We start from the raw sequence: 20,705 nt of genomic DNA on the forward strand, positions 1-20,705 counted from the left end.
ACCGGTCCGGAGCGCCGGAACCGCACTCGGAACACCCCTCCGTGGCCATATCTCCCGGACTGCGGGACACCCGAACGGTTCAAGACACCCGTTCGGTCGTCACCCGATGCGCTTAAACGGCTCTGGCCGGCCGGGGCAACCCCCGACCGGCCAGAGCGACGCACGACGTCAGTCCGCTGAGCGGTTGCCCGAACGGCCCCGCACCTGCACCACGTCCGCCTTGTCACCCGAGGCGTTGTGGTGGTTCAGCACGAGCAGGCTGTCCGCGCGGTCGAGCACCAGCGACTCGGCGTCGCGGTTGACCACCAGCGCGGTGCCCGGGCGGGACTGGTAGGACAGCGCGGCGTCGCCGCCACCCTGCACCCACAGCCCCGGCTTGAGCGGGTCGAACGACAGCGCGGTCGGGATCGCGTCGATCAGGCCGTTGGACGAGCCCGGCGCCACGTAGAACCCGGCCACGCCGACCTGGTAGCTGATCCGCGACGTGTCCGCCGACGGGTCGATGCCCAGTGCCGACAGCAGCACCGGCAGCACCACGACGTTGGTGTCGAACACGTTGGTGTCCACGTCGCCGAACTGGCCGTTGACGCCCTGGATGTCGACGGTGGCGCCGGTGTTCAGGTCCACCGCGACGGAGACCAGGAGGTCGGTGTCGGTCAGCTTGGTCGCGTAGACCTCGTAGTCGAACGCGCCGTCGCCGTTGGTGTCGATGTCGACGAACGGGATGGTGTTGTTGCCGAGGTTGTACCAGTTGCCCCAGGTCGACAGGCCGAACGCGAGCAGCGACTGCTCCGGCTTGCCCTGCGCCTTGGCCAGCGGCGCGGTGGACGTGACGCCGACGTGACGCAGGTCTCCGCCCTTGGCCGTGTTGTTCAGCACGCAGTTGGAGGTGATGTTGCGGCGGCACTCCGGCAGCCGCGGCGAGGACGCCTGGAGTTCCAGGACGCTCACGAGCGACTTGTACGCGCCCTGGTCGACGCCACGGCCGGTCAGGTTCAGCACGCCCTGGCCGCCGCCCGTGATCCGGACGCTGCTCGGCGCGTTGATGTCGGCCACCGGCTTCGGCGCGGAGTACACCGGCACCCGCAGCGGGACCGCGGAGCCCTTGGTCGGCGTCAGCACGACCCGGCCCGACGCGTCGGCCAGGTACTGGCGCGGCGTGTCGAGGTGGTTCGCCTCGATCGTCGGGTCGACCGTCTTGCGCAGCGCGGCCGGGTCGTCGATCTTCAGCGTCACGGTGATCCGGGCGACGCCGCGAGGGCTGAGCCGCACGGTGGTCGCGGACAGGTCGTAGCGCACACCCGGGATCTGGGTCAGCGCCTCGTAGCCCACGGTGTAGTCCACCCAGTTGGTGGACTTGTTGACCACCTTGATGGTCTTGGTCCGCGAGACCGGCTGCGCCACCTCGACCGTGCCGAACGACGCGGACACGGCGCCCGGGTCGTCCTGCACGTAGGCGAGCACCTGGTTCTCCACCGCGGCCTTGGCGTTGACGCGACCGGCGCCGACGCGGTTGGGCGCGTAGGTCTTGCCGTCCGCCTTGACGTCGGAGCCCGCGCTGTTCATGACCGCGGCCTTGACCTCTTCCGGCGTCCAGTCCGGGTGGACCTGGCGCACCAGCGCGGCGACACCGGCGATGTGCGGCGCGGCCATCGACGTGCCCGAGTTGACCATCGTCTTGTTGCCCGAGCCGACCAGCGCCGAGGCGATGGAGTCACCGGGGGCGGCCACGTCCGGCTTCACGACCGGGCCGCGCACGCCGCGCGAGGTGAACGAGCTGGGGGTGTCGGTGATCGACGCGTCGAACGTCGGCAGCGAGGTGCGCAGGTCGCCCGCCTGGCGGACCGCCAGCGTGCCCGCGGCCAGGGCCGGGCGCAGCGCCGAGGTGGCCGAGCCGGTGAGCTGGAACACCGGGATCGACGCGTTGCCGGAGATGCCCGCGTTGAAGTGCTCCAGGTTCGAGGTGAACACCGCGCCCACGGCGCCGGCCGCGGTGGCGTTGTTGGTCCGGCCGACCGAGCCGCAGCGACGCGTGGCGTCGTTGTCGTCCCACTCCAGCCACACCATCTTGCCCGCGACGGCGGCCTTGTCGGCGGCGTTGAACGCCAGGCAGCCGTCCTTGTTGGCCGGGTCGGACATCGCCACGACGGCTGCGCTGACGTTCGCGCCCTCGTAGTTGAAGGCCACGCTGTACTGGCCCGGCTTCTTGCCCGCCGAACCGGCCGGCGCGGTCACCTCGACCGCGTCGCGCAGCACGTAGGAGTCACGGGTGCTGGCCACGGTCAGCGCCTCGGGGGTGCTGCCCGGCGAGCCGCCGATGTCGTACAGGTCGCCGCCGTTGCCCGCGGAGAACACGGTGAGCACGCCGGAGGCGTTGAGCTTGCGCACGAACAGGCTGTCCGGGTCGTCCGGGGCGCCGTAGTCCGAGCCGAGCGACAGGTTGACCACGTCGAGGTGGTCGGAGAAGTCGCCGTCGCCGTCCGGGTCGAGCGCCCAGTCGAGGGCCTGCGCGGTGACGTTGGTCGAGCCGTCGCAGCCGAACACCTTCAGCGCGTACAGCAGGGCCTTCGGCGCGGTGCCGGGGCCGATGCGCATCGCGTCCAGCGCTTCGGGGGTGAGCTTGGTGTAGTCGCCCTTGAACGTGGCGCCGTCGGCGTTGACGCCGAAGCCCGCGGCGGTGCCGGCGACGTGCGAGCCGTGGCCGTTGCAGTCCAGCGGGTTCGGGTCCGGCTTCGGCGTGTTCAGCGCCGGGTCGTCGCTGCTGCCGTCGTAGGCGTTGCCGACGAAGTCGTAGCCGCCGACCACCTTGGCGGTCGGGAAGTAGGAGGCGTCGACCTTGGTCTCGTCGATCGCCTCGAACGCCTCGATGGTGCCGGGGCCGGCGAAGTCGCTGTGGGTGTAGTCGATGCCCGTGTCGACGATGCCGATGCGGGTGTCGTCACCGAGCTTGCCGTACTCCTGCCACGCCTTGAGCGTGTTCGTCAGCTGCACGGCGGTGGAGTTCTGGCGGACCTTCGGCACCACGGTGCGCACGGACTTCACGTCCGCGCGCTGGGCCAGTTCGCGCACCTTCGCGGCGTCGGCCTGGACGACCACGCCCGGCACGCCGTTCGCGGTCCGGAACAGCTCCTTGGTCGCCGAGTCCTTGCCCTTGAGGGCGTCGACGACCACGTCGGTGACCCGGCCGGTGTCGTTCTTGGTGGCCTTGGCGGCGTCCTTCGCCTGCTGCTTGGTCGCGCCCTTGCCGGTCTGCTCGGCGAACGTGTCGACGGCCGGCTTGGCCTCCAACTCCACGAACGCGGTGACGCGGCCCTTGGCGGCGGTCAGCCGGTCGGACACCTTCAACTGCAACTTGCCCGCGTCCAGTCCGCGCGCGGCGGCGACGGACGGCGCCAGTGGATCATCGGCGGCCAGCGCGGTACCGGCGGTGGACCCTGCGACGAGTATCGCGGCCAACACCGGCACGGCTGATCTGGCGACAAGGCGAGATCGGCTCACAACGTGCCCCAACCGAGGTCGGATTCGACCGGGCAGGCAGCGTCGTGAATCGGGGGAACTGCCCGCGTGGTGCCGTGCCCTCTACGGCACCGGGTCAACCTCGTGGGAGGGAACCTAACCGCTCGATCGAGTCGATCAATTCGTCCGAACGAGTGACGACACCCACAGTTTTGACGACTAACCGTTAAGTGTGACACCGCCGAGACCTGCGGCGATATACATCGGCAGGTCTCGGCGGCGTTACTCCGTTTCGGGGACGCAGATCAGTCGAAGTTGACCGAGCGCACCGTGCGGGCGCCGACGGACGCGCCGATCGGGTCGAGCACCGCGGTGTCCACCGGGCGGTCGACGCGCAGCAGCATGAACGCGTCCGCGCCGTCCTTGGTCTGGCTGATCTGCGCGGCCTCGACGTTCACGCCGGCCTCGCCGAGCAGCGTGCCGACGGTGCCCATCACGCCCGGCCGGTCCGGGTACTCCAGCAGCAGCACGTTGCCCTCGGCACGCAGGTCGAAGCTGCGGCCGTTGACGCCGACCAGCTTCTCGACCTGGTCGAGACCCGTGAGCGTGCCCGACACGGTGATGACCGCGCCGTCCGCCTGCACCGCGCGCACCGTGACCAGGCTGCGGTGGTTGGCGCTCTCCGGCTCCTTCACCAGGTCGACGCTCACGCCGAGCGAGGTGGCCAGGCCCGGCGCGTTGACGAAGGTGACCTGCTCCTCGACCACGCTGGAGAACACGCCGCGCAGCGCGGCCAGCGGCAGCACCGCGACGTCCTCGCTGGACAGCTCGCCGCGCACCTCGATGGTGACCGAGGTCGGGGCCTTCGCGCTCAGCGCCGCGACCACCGTGCCGAGCTTCTGCACCAGCGGCAGGTACGGGCGGACCTCTTCGCCGACCACACCGCCGCCCTGCACGTTCACCGCGTCCGGCACGAAGTCTCCGGCCAGCGCGAGCAGCACCGACTTGGCCACGTCCGTGCCCGCCCGGTCCTGCGCCTCCGTGGTGGACGCGCCCAGGTGCGGCGTGACCACGACGTTCGGCAGGCCGAACAGCGGGCTCTCGGTGGTGGGCTCGGTGGAGAACACGTCGATGCCCGCGCCGCCGACCTGGCCCTCCTTCACGGCCTCGGCCAGCGCGTCCTCGTCGACCAGACCGCCGCGGGCCGCGTTGACGATGATCACGCCGCGCTTGGCCTTGGCCAGCTGGGCGGCGCCGATCAGGCCCTTGGTCTCCGGGGTCTTCGGCAGGTGGATGGAGATGAAGTCGGCGCGCTCCAGCAGCTCCTCCAGCGTCACCAGCTCGATGCCGAGCTGCGAGGCGCGGGCGGCGCTGACGTACGGGTCGTACGCGATGAGCTCGGTGCCGAAGGCGGCGATGCGGGCGGCGAACAGCTGGCCGATCTTGCCCAGGCCCACCACGCCGACCGTCTTGCCCTGGACCTCGACGCCGTTGAACTTGCTGCGCTTCCACTCGTTGGCCTGGAGGGTGGCGTGCGCGGCCGGGATCTGGCGTGCGGTGGCGAGCAGCAGCGCGACGGCGTGCTCGGCGGCGCTGACGATGTTCGAGGTGGGCGCGTTGACCACCATCACGCCGCGCTCGGTGGCGGCGGGCACCTCGACGTTGTCCAGCCCCACGCCCGCGCGGGCGACGACCTTCAGCTTGGTGGTGGCCTGGAAGACCTCGGCGTTCACCTTGGTGGCGGAGCGGACCAGGAGTGCGTCGGCGTCGGCGACGGCTTCGAGCAGCGCGGGACGGTCGGTGCCGTCGACGTGGCGCACCTCGAAGCCATCACCGAAGACGTCGAGAACGGACGGTGCGAGCTTCTCGGCGATGAGGACAACGGGCTTGGTCACGGACGTCGCTCCCGGAGGTGTGAACGGGTGGGGCGCGCGGGGCCGTCGAGCAGGTCGTCACCCGCGCCGGCCGGCCACGACAATGTGTCCGGTTTGTTAACAAGCATAGTCGGCTCCTGCCCCGCGACTGACATCCGGGTGCCCCGTTTCACCTGCTGGAACACGGTACGCGCGTCCTACAAGGACACGAGCGGACGACTCGCGACGCCGGAGACTCGCGGCGCCGGAGTGGAGGGCTCGCGGGGTGGCCGGTTGTCAGTTGTTCGCCTGACATCGCGGGCGTCGCGGGAACCGTATGTTCCGAAGCGGCGTGGCTGCGCCGGCCGCGAACCACAGGGGAGATTTCAGCTTGTCCCACCAGTCGCAAGGTCCTCAGCACCCTCGGCAGCCGCACTACCCGCCGCAGCACTATCCCCCGTCCGCCCTGCCGATGCAGCAGACGATGGCGGCTCCGCCAGGCACGCCGAAGAAGCGCAAGGGCCCGTTGGTCGCGGTGATCATCGCCGTGGTGCTGGTGCTCGGTGGCGCCGGTGGAGTGTGGTACTGGCAGGCGGACAGCGGCTCGTCGGCGGCGACCGAGGACCTCCCGAAGAACTCGAGGCTGGAGCAGTTGACGGCTCCCGACCCGGGAGCGCTGCGGTACGGCGACGGGGTCGACGCGATGTGCGGCGCGATGGAGAAGGCGATGACCGCCCGCGGCTACCGGCGGATCTCCGGGAGCACGACGGAAGGCGGGATCAACTGCCGCTTCATCACGCCCGGACTGTCCTTGTTGACCGACGGCGCGATCATGATGAGTTCCGACGTCGCCATCTGGCGAGACGGAGCCGAGGACCGCTACCAGCGCTTCTTCGACAAAGCCGTGCGCATGCGGGACGCGGAGCAGAAGAACCCCGAGTACGAGTCGACCAAGATCGAGCACTTCCCCGCAGGCGACGGGGGGTACGTCTTCCACCGGGTGAGGAAGGCCGCCGGGGCCACCGGCGCGCGAACCGACACCGAGGCGTTGTTCCGGTCGGGCGACGACCTCGTGTGGGTCGCGGTGTGGGGCAACGTCCACCGCGCGGCCAAGGACGGTGAGCGTGTGCTGGCCGACCCGCTCACCGAGGAGATCACCTATCGGGAGATCTCCGACATCGTCAAGTCGCTCAGCGGCGAGGGGAAGCCGGGCGACCCGCAGATCACCAAGCCCGATCTGGCGGAGCACCCGACCCTGGCCGCGGCGAAGGCGAACCCGGTTGCCGAGGGAACCACGGGCGACAAGGTGTGCGCGAAGTTCGAAGCGGCGGCCGCCGGGAAGTTGGCTGTCACCCGCGTCGCCAACCGCTCTGCTTGTACGTACGAGCCACCCAAAGGCACGTCGCACAAAGATGGTTCCGTGCACCGCAAGGTGGAAATCAGCGTCGGCTTGGGCCAGAAGAACTCGAACACGCCCGCCGAGGAAGACATGGCGAGGGAGTTGCAGAGTCTGGTGGAACGAGCGTCCGACAAGACGTACGAGTTCGGCCGGATCCACGAACTCCCGGTGGGCGATGCCGGCTACGCGGTTTATTACACCGTGAAAGGCGCCGGGGGTGACAGTTCGGGTTCCGTGCAGGCGGGCTACGTGGTTGGCGACACGACGCATGTCTTGATCAAGGTCACCACCAGGGTCGCCAACGGAAAGGATATGGTCGCGCCGCCCGAGGACGCCATGATCACCGACTTGGCGACCGTTCTGACCGCGATCGGGAGCTGACGGGGCGCGGTGGCGCCGCCGCGGGAGCCGCCGGCGGCTCACCAGGGTTCGTCGAACTCGCCGTCCTTGACGCCGAGGATGAACGCCTCCCACTCGGCGGGCGTGAAGACGAGGACCGGGCCCTCGGGGTGGGCCGAGTTTCGCATCGCCGTGTACGTCACGCCGTCGGTGTGCTCGACGAACGCGATCTCGACGTGCTCCTCTTCCTCCTCTGCGCCCTCGTCGCTGCGGATCCACTCGGCGGCGGTGAGGTCGAGGTTGCCCCGGACGTGGGCCTTGTCGTCGTAGATGGGCGCGCTGTCGGTCATGGCCCTAGGTATACCGGAGCCCGCAGCGTTCGAGAACACTGCGGGCTCCGAGGGGGTGAAACGCTGGTCTCAGGCCGTTTCGGTGATCGGGCGGTCGACCCAGGACATCAGGTCGCGCAGCTTCTTGCCGACCTCCTCGATCGGGTGCTGCTCGCCCTCCTGCTGCAACTTCTTGTAGTTGCCGCGGCCGGCGTCGTCCTCGTTCACCCACTCGGTGGCGAACGTGCCGTCCTGGATCTCGGTCAGGATCTTCCGCATCTCGTCCTTGACCCCCGGCGTGATGACGCGCGGGCCGCGGGTGAGGTCGCCGAACTCGGCGGTGTCGGAGATCGAGTAGCGCATCCGGGCGATGCCGCCCTCGTACATCAGGTCCACGATCAGCTTCAGCTCGTGCAGGCACTCGAAGTACGCGACCTCGGGGGCGTAACCGGCCTCGGTCAGCACCTCGAAACCGGCCTGCACCAGCGCGGACGCGCCACCGCAGAGGACGGCCTGCTCACCGAACAGGTCGGTCTCGGTCTCCTCCTTGAACGTGGTCTTGATGACGCCCGCGCGCGTGCCGCCGATGCCCTTGGCGTACGACAGCGCCAACGCCTGCGCGTTGCCGGTGGCGTCCTGCTCGATCGCGATCAGCGCGGGCACGCCCTTGCCGTCCACGAACTGGCGGCGGACCAGGTGGCCCGGGCCCTTCGGCGCGACCATGGCGACGTCCACATTGGACGGCACGGTGATCAGGCCGTAGCGGATGTTGAAGCCGTGGCCGAAGAAGACCGCGTCGCCGTCCTTGAGGTTCGGCGCGATGTCGTTGGCGTAGATGTGCCGCTGCGCGGTGTCCGGCGCCAGGATCATGATCAGGTCGGCCTCCGCGGAGACCTCGGCGGCCGTGCCGACCGGCAGGCCCTCCTCCTCGGCCTTGGCCCGGGACTTCGAGCCCTCGGGCAGGCCGATCCGGACGTCGACGCCCGAGTCGCGCAGGCTCAGCGCGTGCGCGTGGCCCTGGCTGCCGTAGCCGATGACCGCGACCTTGCGCCCCTGGATGATGCTCAGGTCGGCATCGTCGTCGTAGAAGATCTCGACGCTCACTGGTGGTACTTCCTTCCTCGGAACCGGAAAATCAGCGCACCGCGGTCGCGGTGATGGAGCGCGCGCCACGGCCGATGGCGACCATGCCGGACTGGACGATCTCGCGGAGCCCGTAGGGCTCCAGCATCCGCAGCAGCGCGTCGAGCTTCTCGGACGTGCCGGTGGCCTCGACCGTGACCGCCTCCGGGGAGACGTCGACAACCTTCGCGCGGAACAGTTGCACCGTCTCCAGGACCTGGCTGCGCACCGTGGCGTCGGCGCGGACCTTGACGAGCAGGAGCTGGCGCTGCACGGACGCGGCGGGCTCCAGCTCGACGATCTTGATGACGTTGATGAGCTTGTTGAGCTGCTTGGTGACCTGCTCCAGCGGCAGCTCGTCCACCGACACCACGATGGTCATCCGGGAGATGTCCGGGTGCTCGGTGCGGCCGACGGCCAGTGACTCGATGTTGAACCCCCGCCGGGAGAACAGGCCGGCGACCCGTGCGAGGACACCGGGCTTGTCCTCGACCAGAACGCTCAGGGTGTGCCTAGTCATCACGTCTCGTCACTCGTCCTCGTCGTTGCGATCCACGCCGCTCGGGCGCTCATTCGTCCTCGTCGAACAGGGGGCGGATGCCGCGCGCGGCCATGATCTCGCTGTTGCCGGTGCCCGCGGCGACCATCGGCCACACCTGGGCGTCCTTGCCGACCACGAAGTCGATGACGACCGGCCGGTCGTTGATCTCCATGGCCTTCTGGATGACCCCGTCGACCTCTTCGCGCGACTCGGCACGCAGGCCTGCGCAGCCGTACGCCTCGGCGAGCAGCTTGAAGTCGGGGATGCGGTGCTTGTGCGTGCCCAGGTCGGTGCTGGAGTAGCGCTCGCCGTAGAACAGCGTCTGCCACTGGCGGACCATGCCCAGGTTGCCGTTGTTGATCACCGCGACCTTGATCGGGATGCCCTCGATGGCGCAGGTGGCCAACTCCTGGTTGGTCATCTGGAAGCAGCCGTCGCCGTCGATCGCCCACACCTGGACGCCCGGCACGCCGGCCTTCGCGCCCATCGCGGCGGGCACCGCGTAGCCCATCGTGCCGAGGCCGCCGGAGTTGATCCACGTGCGCGGCGACTCGTACTTGATGAACTGCGCCGCCCACATCTGGTGCTGGCCGACACCCGCGGTGAACAGGGTGTCCGCCGGGGTCAGCACGCCGATCCGCTCGATCGCGTACTGCGGCGACAGCGTGCCGTCCTCTGGCCAGTCGTAGCCCAGCGGGAACGTCTCGCGCAGCGCGTTGAGCTGCGCCCACCAGGGTGCGAGGTCGACGCTGTCAGCCGCGTTCTCCTTCTCCACCCGGACCGCGTCGACCAGCTCGCTGATGATCTCCTTGCAGTCGCCCACGATCGGCACGTCCGCGCGCCGGTTCTTGGAGATCTCCGCCGGGTCGATGTCGGCGTGCACGATCTGCGCGTCCGGCGCGAACGAGTTCAGCTGCCCGGTGACCCGGTCGTCGAACCGCGCGCCGAGGGCGATCAGCAGGTCCGACTTCTGCATCGCGGCGACCGCGCCGACCGCGCCGTGCATGCCGGGCATGCCCATGTGCTGCGGGTGCGAGTCGGGGAACGCGCCGCGCGCCATCAGCGTGGTGACCACCGGGATGTTGGTGGACTCGGCCAGCGCCAGCAGCTCGGCCGACGCCTCGGCCTTGATCACGCCGCCGCCGACGTAGAGCACCGGGCGACGGGCCGCGGCGATCAGCTTCGCGGCTTCACGCACCTGCTTGCCGTGCGGCCGGGTCGTCGGCCGGTAGCCGGGCAGGCGCATCTCCGGCGGCCAGGAGAACGAGGTCATCTCCTGGAGCACGTCCTTGGGGATGTCCACCAGGACGGGGCCGGGGCGGCCGGTGGAGGCCAGGTGGAACGCCTCGGCGATGGCGCGCGGGACGTCCGCGGCGTCGGTGACGAGGAAGTTGTGCTTGGTGATCGGCATCGTGATGCCGCAGATGTCGGCTTCCTGGAACGCGTCGGTGCCGATCAGCGGCCGGGACTGCTGGCCGGTGATGGCGACCACCGGGACGGAGTCCATGTTGGCGTCCGCGAGCGGCGTGACGAGGTTCGTCGCGCCGGGGCCGGAGGTGGCCATGCACACGCCGACCTTGCCGGTCGCCTGGGCGTACCCGGTCGCGGCGTGGCCCGCGCCCTGCTCGTGGCGGACCAGGATGTGGCGCACCTTGGTGGAGTCGAGCAGCGGGTCGTAGGCGGGCAGGATCGTGCCGCCGGGAATGCCGAACACCACCTCGCAGCCCACCGCCTCCAGCGAGCGGACGAGGGACTGGGCGCCGGTCATGCGGACGGGGGCGCCGCTCGGTGGGGCCGGCTTCGGCCGCGGTCCAGGGCGGGGCGACGGCGACTCACCGGGAGCCGGTCGCGAGGTTGCGCTGGTCATCTGTCTGCCTCGTGGGTAAGGAGAATGCACGGTCCGGGCACGAAAAAACCCTCGCCAACCCATACGGGCCGGACGAGGGTCGCGCGTCGACGCAAGCTCGAATGCCTAGGCGTCGACGCGCCTGGGAAGTACGAGAACGAGGTTGCGCTGCATGGCCCTGACGTTAACCGTGAAGGGTGCGGAGCGTCAACTGTGCGGGACGGCACTCCCGGATGGTGGACGGCTCCAGCTGCGTGGACGTGGGTCGGAGTCACCCGCTCGGAGGACCGGTGGCAGCATCTGGCGACGTGCCGAAAGTCGTGTTCCGCATCCCCACGCCCGCCCTGATCGCCGCCGGTTCCGCCGCCGTCTGCGCGACGCCCGTCGCCTGGGCCGCGCCGGGTCTCCAGGCCCTCTACCTGCTCCCGGCCGCTTTCGCGTGGTGGGTGCTGCGCAACCGGACGACCGTGGACGGCGAGCGGATCGTGGCGCGGAGCACGTTCGGCAAGCGGGTGGTCGAGTGGTCGGACGTGAAGGCGATCAAGGTTGTGCCGAAGGGGTGGTTGTCGGCGGTCCTCGCGGACGACTCGATGCTGCGGCTGCCCGCCGTCCGCGCCGGCCACCTGCCCACGTTGTCGCTGGTCAGCGGCGGTCGAGTGGCCGATCCGACGGCGGTGCCGGACGTCGAGGAGCCCGCTGACGCCCCTGCCGAACCCGACGAGGACGAGACGCCGCCGCCGCTAAAGTCGGACGAGTGAGTTCCACCACGCGAACCCTCGGCTGGGTGCAGGTCGTCAGCCTCCTGCTGTCCTTGGCGGGCCTGGCGGTCTCGGCCTACCTCACCGTCGCGCACTTCACCGCGGGCGCGCTGCTGTGCGCCGAGGGCGAGGTGATCGACTGCGGCACGGTCACCAGCAGCGAGCAGTCCGAGCTGTTCGGCATCCCGGTCGCGGTGCTGGGGCTGGCGTTCTTCGTGTTCATGGCGGTCGCGTGCCTGCCGTTCGCCTGGCGCAACGAGATGCTGCACTGGGCCAGGCTGGCGGCGATCGCCGTCGGCGTGCTGTTCGTGGTCTACCTCGTCGCGGCCGAGTTCGTGCTCATCGGCAAGATCTGCCTGTGGTGCACCGCCGTGCACGTGATCACACTCGCGCTCGCCGCCGTGCTCGTCATCGGCGCGTTGCGGCGGAGTAATCTCTGAGGCACCGCTCCCAGCCTCCCGCGCCCACCCCGCGCGCGCCGTTCGCGTAGCAGCTCTCGAAAAGACTTCTGGAGGAGCCGTGCCACCGCTCCGTTCCCGCACCACGACCCACGGCCGCAACGCGGCGGGTGCCCGCGCGCTCTGGCGGGCGACCGGCATGACCGACAGCGATTTCGGCAAGCCGATCGTGGCCATCGCCAACTCCTACACGCAGTTCGTGCCGGGTCACGTGCACCTGCGTGACCTCGGGGACATCGTGGCGGACGCGATCCGCGAGGCCGGCGGGGTGCCGCGCGAGTTCCACACGATCGCCGTGGACGACGGCATCGCCATGGGGCACAGCGGGATGCTCTACTCGCTTCCGTCGCGGGAGATCATCGCCGACTCGGTCGAGTACATGGTGAACGCGCACCAGGCCGACGCGATCGTGTGCATCTCCAACTGCGACAAGATCACTCCCGGCATGCTGAACGCGGCCATGCGGCTCAACATCCCGGTCGTGTTCGTCTCCGGCGGGCCGATGGAGGCGGGCAAGGCGGTCGTGGTGGACGGTGTGGCCGTCGCGCCGACCGACCTGATCACCGCGATCTCCGCGTCCGCGTCGCCGGCCGTGGACGAGGCCGGGTTGACCGAGGTCGAGCGGTCCGCGTGCCCGACCTGCGGTTCGTGCTCGGGCATGTTCACCGCGAACTCGATGAACTGCCTCACCGAGGCGCTGGGCCTGGCGCTGCCGGGCAACGGCTCCACCCTGGCCACGCACTCCGCGCGCCGCGAGCTGTTCTCCGAGGCCGGCCGCACGATCGTGGACCTGTGCCAGCGGTACTACGAGCAGGACGACGAGTCGGCGCTGCCGCGCTCGATCGCCAACCGCAAGGCGTTCGAGAACGCCATGGCGCTGGACATGGCGATGGGCGGCTCCACGAACACCGTGCTGCACGTCCTCGCCGCCGCGCGGGAGGGCGAGATCGACTTCACGCTGGCGGACATCGACGCGGTGAGCCGGCGGGTGCCGTGCCTGTCGAAGGTGTCGCCGAACTCGGACTACCACATGGAGGACGTCCACCGGGCGGGTGGAATCCCGGCCCTGTTGGGTGAGCTGTGGCGCGGTGGTCTGCTGAACGAGGACGTGCACACCGTGCACAGCCCGGACATCTCGTCGTGGCTGGGCGAGTGGGACGTCCGCGCAGCTTCGCCGTCGAAGCGCGCCGTCGAACTGTTCCACGCCGCGCCCGGCGGGGTGCGCACCACGCAGGCGTTCTCCACGTCCAACCGGTGGTCGAAGCTGGACACGGACGCGGCGGGCGGGTGCATCCGGGACGTCGCGCACGCGTACACGAAGGACGGCGGCCTGGCCGTGCTGCACGGCAACCTGGCCGAGCGCGGCGCGGTGATCAAGGCGGCGGGCATCGAAGAGGAGTTGTGGCACTTCGAAGGGCCGGCGCGGGTGGTGGAGTCCCAGGAGGAGGCCGTGTCGGCGATCCTGAAGAAGGAGATCCAGCCGGGTGACGTCCTCGTGGTCCGCTACGAAGGGCCCGCCGGTGGGCCGGGGATGCAGGAGATGCTGCACCCGACGGCGTTCCTCAAGGGCGCGGGTCTGGGCAAGAAGTGCGCGCTGATCACGGACGGGCGGTTCTCCGGCGGCACGTCGGGGCTGTCCATCGGCCACGTGTCGCCGGAGGCGGCGGGCGGTGGCGTGATCGGGCTGGTGCGGGACGGCGACCGGATCCTGATCGACATCCACGAGCGGCGGCTGGAGCTGCTGGTGGACGAGACGGTGCTGGCCGAGCGGCGGGCCAAGATGGAGGCTTCCGAGCGGCCGTGGCAGCCGGTGGACCGGGTCCGGCCGGTGACCGCGGCGCTGCGTGCTTACGCCCGGATGGCCAGCGACGCGTCCACGGGCGCCGTGCGTGACGTGAACAAGTAGGTCTTCCTGGAAACCGGCCGGCGGGTGCTTCCGCCGGCCGGTTTCCGTTCACCGGAAGACGTAGAGGGTCGCCGCGGTGGCGCCGGCGGTGATCACCAGGCAGATGAAGCCGGACAGCAGCGGGTGGCGGAACCAGCTGCGGTTGTTGTCGATGGAGGCACGACCGGGGCCGGCGAACAGCACCGCGAACGCCATCGCCGCGTAGGCCGCCTCCAGCTCCACGCCGTTGGGCGCGAAGAACCCGCCTTTGTACTTCAGCGCCAGGACGTTGATCATCACGCCGAGCACGCCGGCCGCCGCGAGGGGCGTGAACAGGCCGAGGATCAGCAGCGCGCCGCCGCCCAGCTCGGTCACCGCGGTGACCCACGCCAGGATCCGCGCCTCGCGGAACCCGATGGACTGGAGGTTCGACGTGAACCCGTCCATGCCCGGCCCGCCGAACAGGCCGAACACCTTCTGCAAGCCGTGCATGACGAACGCGCCGCCGAGCGCCAGTCTCAGCACCAGCAGGCCGATGTCGGCGCTCGCGGTCCAGCCGAACGGCTTGCGCTCGTCGTCTTCGAAGTTGTCGTAGGTGGTGGGCTTGTCCAGGTCGGCGATCGGCGTGTAACCGGTCGTGTCGAAGCCCTGGGTGTCCTTGGTGAACGTGTCGCTCTTGGTGGTGGTCTGGGTGCCGTCGTCGAAGTGGTGCACTCCGCCGCCCACGCCACTCGTGGAGTAGTACCCGTCGTCGGAGTAGCCGCTCGATGCGTTCGAACGGTCGTCGTGAGTAGCCACGCCCGCACGTTAGGAGGTTCGGACGACCTCCGCGAGCGTCCGTTTCGCCGTGCCGGTTCACCCAAATGGTCTAATACTCGCCCTTGACCAGGTTCACCGGCTGCTCTCCCCGGGCGAACCTGGCGACCTCGGCGGCCACCACGGCGTACGCGCGTTCGCTGTGACCAGTGCAGCTGCCGGCCACGTGCGGGGTGAGGAACAGGCCGGGTGCGGTCCACAGTGGATGGTCGGACGGCAGCGGCTCGGGCTCGGTCACGTCCAGTGCCGCGCGGAGCCGTCCGGACGTGAGTTCGGCCAGCAACGCGTCTGTGTCGACCACCGCGCCACGTGCGGCGTTGACCAGGATCGCGCCGTCCTTCATCCGGGAGAGGAACTTCGCGTCCACCATCCCGGTGGTCTCCTCGGTCAGCGGCACCACGACCAGCACCGCGTCGAAGTCGCCGAGCAGTTCGGGCAGCTCGTCGACGCCGTGCACACCGGGCCGCGCGGTGCGGCCGACCAGCGTCGCGGTCGCGTCGAACGGCTCCAGCCGACGGCGGAACTGCTCGCCCAGGTCGCCCGCGCCGACCACGAGGACCTTCTTGTCCTGCAAGGTCTCCGTGAAGTGGTAGTCCCAACGCCGGTCCTGCCGCGCCCGCTCGAACACCGGGAAGTCCCGGTAGATGGCGAGGAGCGCGCCGATCGCCCACTCCGCCGTGCTGCCGCCGTGCGCGCCTCGGCACGTCGACAGCATCACACCATCGGGTACGACTCCGATGAACCGCTCGGCGCCCGCCGACAGCAATTGCACCAGTTTGAGTGACGGCAGTTGGGTGAAGACGTCACGCGGGTCCGTGCCGTGGAGGAACTTGGGCACCAGGACTTCCGCCTGCGCGGCTTCGGCCGGGAGCGGCTGCCCCGGTTCGTAGCGGACGGGCCGCACACCCTCCACGTCGGACAGCGCGCGGACACCGAGTTCGTCGGGGACCAGAACGGTGAGGCTCACGGTCTCGCACGTTACGGCACACTTGCCGCCATGCGGGAGCACGACGTCTTCTCCGCGGACGGCACGCGGATCAGGGTGTGGCGGACCAAGGCCGACGGGCCCGACGTGCTCCTGAGCCCCGGCCTCGGCGCGGTGCCGACGTTGTGGCCGGAGCTGCCGGCGGCTCGGGTGCACAGCTGGTACCACCGCGGCACCATGGCGTCGGACCGGCCCGCCGATCCCGGCCGGATCCGGCTGGACGACCACGTCGCCGACGCGGTGGCCGTGCTGGACGCCGGCGGTGTGGAGCGGTGCGTGGTGATGGGCTGGTCGATGGGCGTGACGGTGGCCGCCGCGCTGGCGTTGCGGCACCCGGAGCGGGTGAGCGGTCTGATGCTGGTGGCGGGCGTGCCCGGTGACGCGTTCGGGAGCGTGCTCGGGTTGCCGGGGGTGCCGGTGGAGCTGCGGCGGCTGATCGGCGTGTCCGGGGTGACAGCGCTGAAGGCGGCGGGGCCGCTGCTGGACGCCGTGCTGCACCGGCTGCCAGTGCCGGACCCGGGCCGGTTCGCCGGTCTCGCCGGTCTCGGGCGGCTGGCCTCACTCGCCGAACTGTCCGGGCTCGGGCGGCTGGCCGAACTGTCCGGGCTCGGGCGGCTGTCCGAACTGTCCGGGCTCGGGCGGCTGTCCGAACTGTCCGGGCTCGGGCGGGCGGCTGGCCTCGCCGATCTACCCGGCCTCCGGCGGCTGGCCGGTCTACCCGGTCTCGGCGGGCTGGCCGCGCTCGGGCGGCTGGCCGGTCTCGGGGGCGGCCTCGACGGTTCGTCGGCGGCGGCGCCGGCCGGGTCGTTGGCCGGGTCGCTGCGCCGGTACCTCCAGCACGACTGGCGCTGGTACTTCACCCTCGCGCTGGCCTTGGGCCGGTCGCCCCGGCTCGACCTGACCGGCGTGACGTGCCCCACAACCGTCCTGGCCGGGCGGTACGACCTGCTCGCCTCGACGGACGGGGTGGTCGGCCCGGTAGCCGGCTTGCCGCAGGCGAGGGTGCGACTGCTGCCGAACACGCACTTCCTGCCGTTGGAGGACCCGCAGCTGGTCGCGGACGAGCTGGACCTCCTCCTCGACCGGGCTGACGCCGTGCACCGGGCCGTGCACGAACTGGACGGACCGCTCACCTCGCGTTCACGGCCGCGCGCCTAACCTGGGGTGCGTGTCTCGACTGCGTGGAGTGCTGATCGGCTCGGCCCTGGGCCTGCTGGCCGCGGGCTGCACGAGCTTCCCCGAGCAGCCGGATCCGGCCGGGTGGAGCCCGGCCCAGCAGTTGACGCCGCAGGCCGGGCCGGTGCCCGAACTGCCCGGCGAGCTGCCGAAAGGACCTGGGCAGGGCCAGCAACCCGGCCAGCAGCCGACCCCGGTGCCGCCGCCCGAGGGCTGCAAGGACTTCAGCCCGGCCGTGGTCGGCACGTGCCTGGAACCGGTGTCCGGGGTGGCGCTGACCGACGTGAACCAGACGACCGGCGCGGTGACGGCGTTGGCGACCGAGCGCGTCACCGGGCGGCTGCTCAGGGTGACGAAGGACGTCGACCCGGTCGAGGTGGCGAAGTTCGAGGTCGACGCGTCGACTGACGGCGGGCTGAGCGGGCTCACGCTGTCGCCGACGTACGCCGAGGACCAGCTGGTGTACGTGTACGTGACCACGGCGACCGACAACCGGGTGATGCGGCTGGCGCCGGGGGACGTGCCGAAGCCGGTGCTGACCGGTATCCCGAAGGGGCCGACGGGCAACCGGGGCGTGCTGGCCTACGACCGCACCGGCGCACTGCTGGTGGCGACCGGTGACGCCGGCAACCCGGCGTCGGCGGCCGACCCGAACTCGCTCGCCGGGAAGGTGCTGCGGATCGACGGCACCGGCCAGCCGGCGCGGGGCAACCCGACGGCCGGGTCGCGGGTGCTGGCGAGCGGGCTGAAGTCGCCCGGTGGGCTGTGCGTTTCGGGTGACGGAAGCAAGACTTGGGTGACGGACGCGGGCGCGTCGGCCGACCTGCTGTACCGGGTGGAGCCGGGCAAGGCGCTGGGCGACCCGGCGTGGTCGTGGCCGGACCGGCCGGGGATCGGCGGCTGCGCGTCGTTCTCGAACATGGTGGCGCTGGCGACCGGCGCCGTGCCCGGCATGATCAACCTGCCGATGAACCCGGACGGCAGCTTCACCGGCAAACCCCAGGTGACCCTGAACGGCGCCGAGGGCTTCGGCCGCCTGGGCCCGGTGCTGGCCCTCGACGACACGACCGCGCTGGTCGGCACCGTGAACAAGAACGCGGGCGGCACACCGGTCTCCAGCGACGACCGCGTGGTGATCATCGTGCGTGAGCAGGACCCCGAGGGCGGCAGGGACTGAGCCGGCTCGCTGAACCGGCCCGCTCTCAGAGCGCCGTTCCCGGGTGGGCGGCGGTGCGGTAGACGGCGTCCGCCACCTGTCGGTACAGGCCCTTCGGGTGGTCGCGGAACAGGGGTTCGGTGCCGAACAGGACCGCTCGGGCGCCTCGGGGTGACGTGCCTGCCACCACCGCCGCCTGACCGGCCGCCGCCTCCGGCCCACCGGAACCGTCGGCACGGGCGAGCCAGTGCCCCGCGACGACGTCCTGGTACCGCTGTCGCACGCTCACCCCAGGCCCGAGGTCGGTGAACCAGTAGGGCGCGTACACGAACGAGTGACCGACCTCGCCGGCGTCGTCCACGACCGTCACGACCCCGTTCGCGTCCTCCCGTCCCGCGACCGCCCGCACCGGCAGCACCCCGGCGTCGGCGTTGAACCTCGCCCCCGTCGCCCCTCGCGTCACCACACCACCGCGCGCGAGGAACGCGTCCACCCCCGACCTCGCCGCGACGGTCAGCTGGTCGTACCGCAACCCCGACGACACGAACAGCACGTCCACCGCGGCGAGGTCGAACCCGCCGTTCAGCACGTCCGTGGACACCGGTCGCACCTCGAAACCCATGTCCCGCAACGCCTTCAGCTCATCCGCCGCCACCGCACCGGCCACCACCGGACGCCGTAACGGCACCCCGCCCACTGTGCCCACGGCCGTGAACCGGACCCCGTACCGGTTCGACACCTCCTCCGCCGCCGACCGTGCCGAGGCGGGCACCACGATCGTCCCGTCCGCCTGCCGACGCAGCTCCAGCCCACGCGACAGCAGGTCGTTCACCGCCGCCGCGTCCTGGCCGTCGGCCGGCACGAGCGCCAGGTCGCTGCCCTCCGGGGCCGTCACCGAACCGGTCGGCGACGCCGCCGCCACGTCACGTCCGCGCACGTCCACCGACCCGTCCCGCACGACGTCCACCGAAGCGCCCCACAGCAGCCGGTGGCTCCACCCGCTGATGTCGTACATGACCGGCACCTTGGCCGAGATGTCCCGACCGGCCTCCAGCATCACGTTGGCCAGAGCGCGTTTCGGCTGGTGCATGTCCACCACGTACGACCCGGCCGGGTACTCCCGACCGCCCGCCGAGAACGCCCGTTCCGCCCGCTTCACCCGCACGTCGTGCGCCACCAGGTGGTCCACCAACCGTGCCGCGGCCGGACCGGACCGCTGCCCATCGCCCACCGGCACGACGTACGCGCGCGGGAACTCGGTGGTGTAGCGGTCCTCCGGGCCGAAACCGGGCACGAAACCGTCCGGCACGAACCGCTGCGACTCCCCCGCCAGACCACGGCGGAACATCTCGATCTGGTTGTCCACCATCGAAAGCCGGTTGTCCCGCACGTACGTGAGCGCGCTGCGGATCGTCGCCTCGACCACGTCCGTGTTGATCGCCGAACGCCGCCGCAGTTCCGTCACGGGCTGCGTCACGTAGTCGTTCCGGTTCACCCGCAACGGGATCTCGACCGTGTAGGACACGGCGCCGTGGTACATCGAGTACTGCGCTGTGTAGATCGGCGCCCAGCCGTCCCACACGCCGGGTTCGTAGTCGCGGAACGGGATCTCCGGCGTGGCCGCCTCCGAGTGCCCGAGTGCCTGCACGGCGTCCTCCATGTGCAGGCCGCCCGCGTAGCCGTGCTTGATGTAGAGGTCGAAGTCGTAGTTCTGGCCGTGCGGCGGCGTGGTCGGCTCGATCAGCGTGTTCGCCACGTACCCGTGCTCGTCCAGCACCAGCAACGGCTGGATGCGCTTGACCACGTCCCGCATCGCCCGCGACTCCGGCTGCGACGACGTGACGAAATCGCGGTTCAGGTCGAAGCCGCTCGCGTTGGCCCGCGTCCCGGCCACCCGCCCGTCGGGGTTCGCCGTGAGGTTCACGTAGACGCGGTTGCGGTGTAAGAACTCCGCCGTGTGCCGGTCGGTGCCGAGCGCGAGCGCTTCGATCACGCGGAGAGCGCCGTCGGTGCCCTCCCACTCGTCGCCGTGGATGTTGGCGTTGATCCACACCGGCGCCTTGTAGGTGTTGCGGAGCAGCTGGTCGCGGGCGGCGGCGACCGGGTCGTTCTCGATCTTCTCGCGCCACGCGTCCTGCTTGCGGGTCTGGGCCGCGCTTTCGGGGGCGGTGAGCGTCACCAGGTAGAGGTCGCGTCCCTGGGTCGACTGGCCGACGACCTCGACGGAAACCCGGTCGCTGCGGCGCTGGAGGTCGTTGAGGCGCGGCGCGAGCGAGTGGTACGGCGCGAGACCGAGCTTGATCGACCGGTCGCCCTGGTCCTCCGGGTAGGCGCGCAGGAGCGTGCGGCGGGGGTAGCCGAGCTTGGCGTCGGGGCGGTTCAGGCCGCTCGCCACGGCCGGCCGGGGTGGCGCGGGAGCGGCGACGTGGTTGCGTTCCGTGCCGTTGGCGGGCTGGTCGGCCCGGCCGACGACGGGCTCGGCGCTCGCGGGGGTGGCCATCGTGGCCAGCAACAACACCGTGATCAACAACGAACGCACCGGGCCGCCTCCGATCGATCGCCGAAGAACTCCTACACCCTGAGTAG

Annotated in this window: 15 protein-coding genes; 6 read left to right on the forward strand and 9 right to left on the reverse strand. The window is 70.6% G+C overall.

The window, feature by feature from the left end:
- Positions 1–168: 168 nt before the first annotated feature.
- Positions 169–3,498, reverse strand: a complete 3,330-nt coding sequence (locus F4560_RS25640; protein ID WP_184923965.1) for a S8 family peptidase — start codon at positions 3,496–3,498, stop codon at positions 169–171.
- Between the two features lie 263 nt (positions 3,499–3,761).
- On the reverse strand, positions 3,762–5,351 hold the full coding sequence (gene serA / locus F4560_RS25645) for a phosphoglycerate dehydrogenase (protein WP_184923967.1): 1,590 nt from the start codon (positions 5,349–5,351) through the stop codon (positions 3,762–3,764).
- A gap of 442 nt (positions 5,352–5,793) precedes the next feature.
- On the opposite strand from serA, the gene F4560_RS25650 reads away from it, so the two are divergent.
- The gene (locus F4560_RS25650; protein WP_184923969.1) at positions 5,794–7,089 is read left to right on the forward strand and encodes a hypothetical protein; all 1,296 of its coding nucleotides are present in this window, start codon (positions 5,794–5,796) and stop codon (positions 7,087–7,089) included.
- Between the two features lie 38 nt (positions 7,090–7,127).
- Here F4560_RS25650 and F4560_RS25655 read toward each other — a convergent pair whose 3' ends face one another.
- The 4 genes from F4560_RS25655 to F4560_RS25670 form a co-directional block, all read right to left on the reverse strand.
- Entirely contained in the window at positions 7,128–7,397 is a 270-nt protein-coding gene (locus tag F4560_RS25655) for a DUF397 domain-containing protein (protein ID WP_184923971.1), read from the reverse strand.
- A gap of 69 nt (positions 7,398–7,466) precedes the next feature.
- A complete protein-coding gene (ilvC, locus tag F4560_RS25660) occupies positions 7,467–8,480 on the reverse strand; it encodes a ketol-acid reductoisomerase (RefSeq protein ID WP_184923973.1) in 1,014 nt (337 codons plus the stop codon).
- A gap of 31 nt (positions 8,481–8,511) precedes the next feature.
- Positions 8,512–9,018: an acetolactate synthase small subunit gene (gene ilvN, locus F4560_RS25665; protein ID WP_053723072.1), complete on the reverse strand. Its 507-nt coding sequence runs from the start codon at positions 9,016–9,018 to the stop codon at positions 8,512–8,514.
- Between the two features lie 49 nt (positions 9,019–9,067).
- Positions 9,068–10,906, reverse strand: coding sequence for an acetolactate synthase large subunit (locus F4560_RS25670; RefSeq protein ID WP_184923975.1), 1,839 nt, complete (start codon positions 10,904–10,906; stop codon positions 9,068–9,070).
- Positions 10,907–11,175: 269 nt separating this feature from the next.
- Between F4560_RS25670 and F4560_RS25675 the strand changes: the two genes are divergently transcribed.
- The 3 genes from F4560_RS25675 (at position 11,176) to ilvD (ending at position 14,007) form a co-directional block, all read left to right on the forward strand.
- The gene (locus tag F4560_RS25675; RefSeq protein WP_184923977.1) at positions 11,176–11,643 is read left to right on the forward strand and encodes a PH domain-containing protein; all 468 of its coding nucleotides are present in this window, start codon (positions 11,176–11,178) and stop codon (positions 11,641–11,643) included.
- On the forward strand, positions 11,640–12,083 hold the full coding sequence (locus F4560_RS25680) for a vitamin K epoxide reductase family protein (protein WP_184923979.1): 444 nt from the start codon (positions 11,640–11,642) through the stop codon (positions 12,081–12,083). Before F4560_RS25675 ends, F4560_RS25680 begins: the two co-directional genes overlap by 4 nt.
- A 79-nt stretch (positions 12,084–12,162) precedes the next feature.
- Positions 12,163–14,007 (forward strand): dihydroxy-acid dehydratase, encoded by a 1,845-nt coding sequence (gene ilvD, locus F4560_RS25685; protein WP_184923981.1) that lies wholly within the window; start codon positions 12,163–12,165, stop codon positions 14,005–14,007.
- Positions 14,008–14,055: 48 nt separating this feature from the next.
- On the opposite strand, the gene F4560_RS46280 is transcribed toward ilvD, so the two are convergent.
- Positions 14,056–14,784 carry a DoxX family protein gene (locus tag F4560_RS46280; protein WP_184923983.1) on the reverse strand — a complete coding sequence of 243 codons (729 nt, stop codon included), beginning with the start codon at positions 14,782–14,784 and terminating at the stop codon, positions 14,056–14,058.
- A 70-nt stretch (positions 14,785–14,854) separates the two neighbouring features.
- A complete protein-coding gene (locus F4560_RS25695; RefSeq protein ID WP_184923985.1) occupies positions 14,855–15,769 on the reverse strand; it encodes a 2-hydroxyacid dehydrogenase in 915 nt (304 codons plus the stop codon).
- Positions 15,770–15,799: 30 nt separating this feature from the next.
- Between F4560_RS25695 and F4560_RS25700 the strand changes: the two genes are divergently transcribed.
- A complete protein-coding gene (locus F4560_RS25700) occupies positions 15,800–16,945 on the forward strand; it encodes an alpha/beta fold hydrolase (RefSeq protein ID WP_184923987.1) in 1,146 nt (381 codons plus the stop codon).
- Between the two features lie 10 nt (positions 16,946–16,955).
- Positions 16,956–18,140 (forward strand): PQQ-dependent sugar dehydrogenase, encoded by a 1,185-nt coding sequence (locus tag F4560_RS25705; RefSeq protein ID WP_184923989.1) that lies wholly within the window; start codon positions 16,956–16,958, stop codon positions 18,138–18,140.
- A gap of 25 nt (positions 18,141–18,165) precedes the next feature.
- Here F4560_RS25705 and F4560_RS25710 read toward each other — a convergent pair whose 3' ends face one another.
- The gene (locus tag F4560_RS25710; protein ID WP_312869474.1) at positions 18,166–20,658 is read right to left on the reverse strand and encodes a M14 family zinc carboxypeptidase; all 2,493 of its coding nucleotides are present in this window, start codon (positions 20,656–20,658) and stop codon (positions 18,166–18,168) included.
- Positions 20,659–20,705: the final 47 nt, after the last annotated feature.

This window comes from Saccharothrix ecbatanensis, from assembly GCF_014205015.1.
GTDB lineage: Bacteria > Actinomycetota > Actinomycetes > Mycobacteriales > Pseudonocardiaceae > Actinosynnema > Actinosynnema ecbatanense.

Excerpts from the sequence above, each read along its gene's own strand:
- F4560_RS25650 (WP_184923969.1), top strand. The coding sequence starts at position 5,794 with ATGGCGGCTCCGCCAGGCACGCCGAAGAAGCGCAAGGGCCCGTTGGTC.
- F4560_RS25655 (WP_184923971.1), bottom strand. The coding sequence starts at position 7,397 with ATGACCGACAGCGCGCCCATCTACGACGACAAGGCCCACGTCCGGGGC.
- ilvN (WP_053723072.1), bottom strand. The coding sequence starts at position 9,018 with ATGACTAGGCACACCCTGAGCGTTCTGGTCGAGGACAAGCCCGGTGTC.
- F4560_RS25670 (WP_184923975.1), bottom strand. The coding sequence starts at position 10,906 with ATGACCAGCGCAACCTCGCGACCGGCTCCCGGTGAGTCGCCGTCGCCC.
- F4560_RS25700 (WP_184923987.1), top strand. The coding sequence starts at position 15,800 with ATGCGGGAGCACGACGTCTTCTCCGCGGACGGCACGCGGATCAGGGTG.